Origin of the sequence: Sulfitobacter sp. 15WGC, assembly GCF_005068605.1 — a bacterium.
GTDB lineage: Bacteria > Pseudomonadota > Alphaproteobacteria > Rhodobacterales > Rhodobacteraceae > Sulfitobacter > Sulfitobacter faviae.
In genome coordinates this window covers 1-6,090 of the sequence record NZ_SZNL01000040.1, presented here as the reverse complement: position 1 = coordinate 6,090, position 6,090 = coordinate 1, and the positions used below count along the sequence as shown (strand labels likewise).

The 6,090-nt window shown below is 59.9% G+C and carries 8 protein-coding genes and 1 pseudogene; 3 read left to right on the top strand and 6 right to left on the bottom strand.

Translation table 11 applies throughout. The annotated features are described in order from the left end of the window. Positions 1 to 253: 253 nt before the first annotated feature. Both aroQ and FCK22_RS17635 read left to right on the top strand, forming a co-directional pair. Positions 254 to 691 carry a type II 3-dehydroquinate dehydratase gene (gene aroQ, locus FCK22_RS17640; RefSeq protein WP_136720726.1) on the top strand — a complete coding sequence of 146 codons (438 nt, stop codon included), beginning with the start codon at positions 254 to 256 and terminating at the stop codon, positions 689 to 691. Next, entirely contained in the window at positions 691 to 1,446 is a 756-nt protein-coding gene (locus tag FCK22_RS17635) for a LuxR family transcriptional regulator (protein ID WP_136720725.1), read from the top strand. The genes aroQ and FCK22_RS17635 overlap by 1 nt, the downstream gene beginning before the upstream one ends. A 308-nt stretch (positions 1,447 to 1,754) precedes the next feature. Here FCK22_RS17635 and tsf read toward each other — a convergent pair whose 3' ends face one another. The 5 genes from tsf to FCK22_RS17610 all read right to left on the bottom strand — a co-directional run bounded on the left by tsf (position 1,755) and on the right by FCK22_RS17610 (position 5,696). Next, positions 1,755 to 2,630, bottom strand: coding sequence for a translation elongation factor Ts (gene tsf / locus FCK22_RS17630; RefSeq protein WP_067262078.1), 876 nt, complete (start codon positions 2,628 to 2,630; stop codon positions 1,755 to 1,757). A gap of 98 nt (positions 2,631 to 2,728) precedes the next feature. Continuing rightward, on the bottom strand, positions 2,729 to 3,604 hold the full coding sequence (gene rpsB, locus FCK22_RS17625; RefSeq protein WP_067262080.1) for a 30S ribosomal protein S2: 876 nt from the start codon (positions 3,602 to 3,604) through the stop codon (positions 2,729 to 2,731). A 154-nt stretch (positions 3,605 to 3,758) separates the two neighbouring features. Further along, positions 3,759 to 4,607: a lysophospholipid acyltransferase family protein gene (locus FCK22_RS17620; protein ID WP_067262082.1), complete on the bottom strand. Its 849-nt coding sequence runs from the start codon at positions 4,605 to 4,607 to the stop codon at positions 3,759 to 3,761. Further along, positions 4,604 to 5,362: a GNAT family N-acyltransferase gene (locus tag FCK22_RS17615; RefSeq protein WP_067262083.1), complete on the bottom strand. Its 759-nt coding sequence runs from the start codon at positions 5,360 to 5,362 to the stop codon at positions 4,604 to 4,606. Before FCK22_RS17615 ends, FCK22_RS17620 begins: the two co-directional genes overlap by 4 nt. A gap of 148 nt (positions 5,363 to 5,510) precedes the next feature. Further along, positions 5,511 to 5,696, bottom strand: a complete 186-nt coding sequence (locus tag FCK22_RS17610; protein ID WP_067262087.1) for a DUF3553 domain-containing protein — start codon at positions 5,694 to 5,696, stop codon at positions 5,511 to 5,513. A gap of 29 nt (positions 5,697 to 5,725) precedes the next feature. Here FCK22_RS17610 and FCK22_RS17605 point away from each other — a divergent pair. Further along, positions 5,726 to 5,965 (top strand): annotated as a pseudogene (locus FCK22_RS17605) (histidine phosphotransferase); the annotation flags it as partial. A gap of 30 nt (positions 5,966 to 5,995) precedes the next feature. On the opposite strand, the gene FCK22_RS17600 reads toward FCK22_RS17605, so the two are convergent. After that, a partial coding sequence (locus FCK22_RS17600) for a transposase domain-containing protein (protein ID WP_136720724.1) occupies positions 5,996 to 6,090 on the bottom strand: 95 nt, incomplete at its 5' end.

Here is a 6,090-nt window from a genome sequence, read left to right as displayed (position 1 = left end):
AATCCCCGCAAGGCTTTTCGGCCCTTCGATATGTGGGGTCTCCGGGCTGCAAAGCCTTGCTACCGTCGCGCCCAGTAGTGACATTCCTGCTTTGCAAACCCAGTGACATTTCTGAATGGTGTTTACAACAGATCGCCATGCCAGCCTTGTTGTTGCGATTTTCTCGCCACAGCAGCACCGCAATGCCACCTGACGCTGGACAGCGCCAGTTTTGCTCCGTTAACACTATCTAGATGATTTAATGTGAGTGATTATGGCGTCTGTACTTATTTTGAACGGCCCGAACCTGAACCTTTTGGGCACGCGGCAGCCTGAGGTCTATGGCAAGACCACCTTGGCGGATGTTGAGGCCCTCTGTGCCGAGGAAACCGCACGGCTGGGTCTGGAGATGGAGTTTGCGCAGTCGAACCACGAAGGCAGCCTGATCGATCTAATCCATGCGGCGCGCGGCCAACATGCCGGTATCATTCTGAATGCCGGCGCCTATACGCACACTTCTATCGCGTTGATGGACGCTATCGCGTCGGTCGAACTGCCTGTGGTTGAAGTGCATCTAAGCAACATTCACGCCCGTGAAAGTTTCCGCCACACGTCCTATATCGCGCCGGTGGCCCTTGGGCAGATTTGCGGCTTTGGCGTCCACGGTTATATTCTGGCCATTCAAGCCCTTCAACGTCATATCGTAAGCTAATGAATTTGCGCGACTATCTTCATCAGATCGCGCATAGCCCGACAATCGAAGAACTCTGGGATGCCCATACGCGACAGATGGCTGACTATGGGTTCGACCGGCTGATCTACGGCTTTACGCGCTACCGCACACCGACCTCTTTGGGCGATCCGGCGGATTTCGTGATTCTGAGCAATCAAAGCACGGAATACCTCAACGGCTATGTGCACAGTGGGCTCTACTTCAACGCGCCGATGCTGCGTTGGGCGCTCAACAACGAAGGCGCCTGTAGCTGGGGCTCCTTGGCGGAAATCACGCAGCGCGATGGCTTATCGGAGACCGAAAAACGAGTGATCGACTTCAACGCCAGCATGGATGTGACGGCGGGCTATACGATCAGCTTCCGCTCGATCTCGGCCCGGTCCAAGGGGGCGATTGCGCTAACAGCGCGCCGTGGCCTGTCTCAGGATGAGGTGGATGCGATTTGGGCCACGCATGGCGCTGACATTCAGTTGATGAATGAAATTGCGCATCTGAAGATCCTCTCCCTGCCCTATAGCAGCCCTAACCGCAGCCTCACGCGGCGTCAACTGGAGGTGCTGCAATGGGTCGGAGATGGCAAGACCACGCAGGATATCGCCCTGCTGATGGGTCTGACGGCGCCTACGGTCGAAAAACACCTGCGCCTCGCGCGGGAGGCTTTGTCGGTCGAGACGACGGCTCAGGCGGTGCTGAAAGCGGCCTTTGCGAACCAGATGTTTGTGATGGATCCGTAATATATTAGGGTATGGAATACCTTACTGGCACCTCAGGTAGTAGATGGCCATGGTCCGCCAGTATCGCGGGTGTTCGCACCCGCGGTACGACGGGCCTTTAATCCTTGTAATACCAAGGCGCTTTTTGGCTCGCCGGTCTCAGTCAGGTTTATTTTTCGCCTGGCTGACCGGATCCTTCCCCTGCCCCATCCAGAACTTGCCCTGATGCTTCGAGCTGTCGTTTGTGTCGGCGTCGCCATCGGTGATTGCCCACGAAAAAGGGCGGCGCATCGGAATGCACCGCCCCATATTCTTCAGGTCGAGAAGGCTTAGCCCTTCGCGGCTTTCGCCACTTCCGCTGCGAAGTCTTCTTTGACGACTTCGATGCCTTCGCCAACTTCCAGACGCACGAAACCAGTGATGGTTGCGCCCGCTTCTTCGGCGGCTTTGCCGACGGTCAGGTCAGGGTTCACGACGAAGGACTGGTTCACCAGTGTCACTTCGGACATGTACTTCTGCATGCGGCCGGTGATCATTTTCTCGATCACGGCTTCGGGCTTGCCGCTTTCGCGGGCGATGTCCATCTGAACCTGCTTCTCTTTCTCGACCACGGCCGGGTCCAGATCAGCTTCGGAGAGCGACGCGGGGTTCACAGCGGCGATGTGCATCGCGATCTGCTTGCCCAGTTCCTCGTTGCCACCGGTCATAGCGACCAGAACGCCGATTTTGCCCATGCCGGGTGCGGCGGCGTTGTGGACGTAGGAGACGACAGTCTCGCCTTCGATGCTCTGCATGCGGCGCAGGGACATGTTCTCGCCGATTTTGGCGATGGCGTCTGTCAGGGTGGTTTCAACGGATTTGCCGTCGATCTCAGCCGCTTTCAGCGCTTCGACATCGTCCACTTTCAGCGCGGCATCGGCGATGTTGCTGACCATGGATTGGAATTCGGCGTTCTTGCCGACGAAGTCAGTTTCAGAGTTCACCTCAACCGCGACACCGTGACCGCCTTCGACCTTAACAGCCACAAGACCTTCGGCAGCGGTACGGCCGGATTTCTTCGCCGCTTTGGCCAGACCTTTGGTGCGCAGCCAGTCGACAGCGGCTTCCATGTCGCCGTCGTTTTCTGTCAATGCCTTCTTGGCGTCCATCATGCCTGCGCCGGTGCTGTCGCGCAGTTCCTTGACCATGGATGCTGTGATTGCCATCTCTTGGTTCTCCTTTGGAAATCGGGTGCAGGCCCAAGGCCCGCCTCTGGTGGAAATCGGGGCAGGTTACCCTGCCCCGTGTTTCAGGTCCGTGACGCTTAGCCTTCGGCTTTGGCGACGGTCTCTTTCTTGGATTCGATGTCCAGCGGCGCGTCTTTGCCCATGGCATCGTCGTGCAGAGTCTCTTCGGACGCGTTGCCGATTTCGACGCCGGTGCTTTCTTCGCTCACGGCTTCTTCTTCGGGGGCTTCTTCCATGGCGCCCAGGTCAACGCCTGCCGCACCCAGCTGAGCCGACATGCCGTCGAGAGCGGCGCGCGATGCCAGATCGCAGTAGAGCGCGATGGCGCGGGCCGCGTCGTCGTTGCCGGGAATGATGTAATCAACACCGTCGGGCGAGCAGTTGGTGTCAACCACGGCCACAACCGGGATGCCCAGCTTGTTGGCTTCTGCGATGGCCAGCGACTCTTTCTTCACGTCGATGACGAAGAGCAGGTCAGGGCGACCGCCCATTTCGCGGATACCACCCAGCGACGCTTCGAGCTTCGCTTGGTCGCGTTCCATGCCAAGACGCTCTTTCTTGGTCAGGCCTTCGAAGCCGCGCTCGGACTGTTCGTCGATATTTTTCAGGCGGTTGATCGACTGCGAAACGGTCTGCCAGTTGGTCAGCGTACCGCCGAGCCAACGGTGGTTCATGTAATACTGTGCGCATTTCTCTGCGGCGTCGGCGATCGGCTGAGCGGCCTGACGCTTGGTGCCGACGAAGAGAACGCTGCCGCCCTTGGCGACGGTGTCACGGATCACTTTCAGCGCTTCGTCCAGCATGGGGACGGTCTGTGTGAGGTCCATGATGTGGATGCCGTTGCGCGCGCCGTAGATATACGGGCCCATGCGGGGGTTCCAGCGCTGTGTCTGGTGACCAAAGTGTACGCCTGCTTCGAGCAGTTGGCGCATGGAGAACTCAGGAAGAGCCATGTCTTTATACCTTTCCGGTTTAGCCTCATCGGGGGTATGACAGCCTCATGCTGCCAACCGGCGGACGATCTGGGATTTCTCCCCAAAAGGCCCAACCCCGACTGCGGGTTCAAGTGGGGCGCATATAGGCCAGCGCGCGGCGCAGCGCAAGAGCTTATTGCAGGCGCGGCCCGCCATCAGCATCTGCCTGAGCATGCCCCGCGCGCACGATCGCCTCGCAGCGTTGCGCCAACGCCTTGCGCCCGGTGTATTCCGCCACCGGCAACGGCGGGTGATAGACCACCTCGACCGCGCCTTGCCGGGCCGCGGCCAGCGTCGTTAGCAGATGCGCGCCAAAGGACATATCCCCCCACCAGCCATAGAACCGCGGATCTTCACCCTGCGGCGCGTGGTAGATCACGCTGACCGGCTGCACCGCGATCTCATCGCGCAAGGCCGGATCAAAGAAGGCCTCGAACAGCGTGGTCTTGAAGGGGAGCACTTGAAACCCGTCGGTGCTGGTCCCCTCGGGGAAAAATAGCAGCTTATGCCCGGCCAAGAGGCGGGTCCGAAACACCTCTGTCTGGTTGCGCGCCTCGGCCCGGTCGCGGCGGATAAAAACGGTACCCGTCGCCCGCGCCAGCCAGCCGATGCCGGGCCAGCCCGCCACCTCGGATTTGGAGACGAAGTAGATCCGTTTGGCCGCATTCAGCGCAAAAATATCGAGCCATGAGGTATGGTTGGCCACCACCGCGCCGCGCCGTTCCATCGGGGTGCCGCGGCGGATAAAGCGCATGCCCAGCACCCAGAACGCCGCGCGGCATACCATCTGCGTGATATGGGGGGTGATGGGCCGATGCAGGCCGAAAATTGGCCGCTCGATCAAGCGCAGCAGCAGCAAGACCAGTAACCCGCCGAAAACCAAAATCGCCAAGGCCGCGCCGCGCAGCATGACCCGCAGCGTCCCGGCAAGCGTCAAACGCCGCTCTGGCGGCGGCTGGTCGCTGTCCCAAGTCGTGCTCATGCAGCACTCCCGTTATAGAACCGCATCTGCCGCGCGCTCATCTGTTTCGTATCAAGGATCAGGCAAACATCCGTGGTGTTGAAGGCCCGGTCGATATAGGCCCCCTCGCCCACGGTGCCGCCCAGCCGAAGGTAGGCTTTGATCAGGCTCGGCACCGCCAGCATGGCCTTGCGCCGGTCCAACTCGGCCTCGGGGATCAGGTCCATGGGCGCGTATTCGCGCGCGCGGACCCGCAGTTCGGGCGGTGCCAAATGCCGGTGATGCAAAAGCGAAAGCGGCTCGGCCAGAGCCGCGGTGTCGGTGCCGTGAAAGCTCGCCACGCCAAAGAGAACCTCGATCTCATATTCGGCAACATAGCCTGCAAGCGCGGCCCAAAGGTGGTGCATCGCCGTGCCACCGCGATAAGCGGGGTCAAGGCAAGAGCGCCCCAATTCCAACAACTTACGCCCCGACTGGACAAGCGGCGCCAGATCATATTCCGCCGCCGAATAGAAGCCCCCTGCCCGCGCGGCCATATCGCCTCGCATCACCCGGTAGACGCCCGCCAATTTACCACAGCGCCGGTCGGTCAAAAGCAGATGGTCAAAGTAGGGATCGAACCGGTCCCGCTCCAACCCGGCGGCATGATCGACCATCGGCCCGCCGCCGCCCAACTCGCGCACGAAAACGTCATACCGCAGCCGCTGTGCCGCCTGCACATCGGCCTCCGTCTGCGCCAATCTGACCTGAAAATCTGCTGCTACGCCCCGTGGCATCGGCCAATCCTATGCCCGAAATGAAAGTCTCCGCCTGATAGGCAATCGGCTGCGCGGGCGCAACAGTTGCAGGGAAAGCGGAAATCGGTTACTCTCCTTAAGGTTGCTTTAAGAAAATTTTCTTCCACCATTAAGGATTTGGAAAGGGTCATCCCTCATCAAATACCGGCATTAATTCCAAACGAAAGCTGTCTATGACCACTTTGCCTTGGTCACGAAAGTTGACCGTCACCTTGCCGCCGATATTGCTTTGCACCTGTCCCGTGCCCCATTCGGGATGCTGCGGATGCATCACCAACATGCCCGGCGTCAGCAGCGCGTTCAGATCATCCATGCCGTTTCCAATCATTCCAAGGGGCCACCATGGGCCAGCTTAACATTGACCTGCCCGCCCTGATCGGCAGCCGCATTTGCCACGACTTGATATCGCCAATTGGGGCCATCAACAACGGGCTTGAATTGCTTCAGATGGCGGGCACCGGGGCCGCCCCGGGGCCTGAGCTTGCCCTGATCGGTCAAAGCGTCGAAAGCGCCTCGGCCCGGATCCGCTTTTTCCGCATCGCCTTTGGGGCCGCGGGCGATCAGACCATGGGCCAGAACGAGGGTAAGCGGTAGCTGGACAGCACCATCCACTTAGCTTGACGGTTTGAAGTTCCACGGGAGCAGATCGTCGAGGCGACTTTGCGGATGACCATTGGCGATCGCTGTCAGGGTTGTCTTGAGATAGG

Coding starts and splice junctions, on each gene's coding strand:
- FCK22_RS17615 (WP_067262083.1), bottom strand. CDS start 5,362: ATGCCACGGGGCGTAGCAGCAGATTTTCAGGTCAGATTGGCGCAGACG.
- aroQ (WP_136720726.1), top strand. CDS start 254: ATGGCGTCTGTACTTATTTTGAACGGCCCGAACCTGAACCTTTTGGGC.
- tsf (WP_067262078.1), bottom strand. CDS start 2,630: ATGGCAATCACAGCATCCATGGTCAAGGAACTGCGCGACAGCACCGGC.
- FCK22_RS17635 (WP_136720725.1), top strand. CDS start 691: ATGAATTTGCGCGACTATCTTCATCAGATCGCGCATAGCCCGACAATC.
- rpsB (WP_067262080.1), bottom strand. CDS start 3,604: ATGGCTCTTCCTGAGTTCTCCATGCGCCAACTGCTCGAAGCAGGCGTA.
- FCK22_RS17620 (WP_067262082.1), bottom strand. CDS start 4,607: ATGAGCACGACTTGGGACAGCGACCAGCCGCCGCCAGAGCGGCGTTTG.
- FCK22_RS17610 (WP_067262087.1), bottom strand. CDS start 5,696: ATGGATGATCTGAACGCGCTGCTGACGCCGGGCATGTTGGTGATGCAT.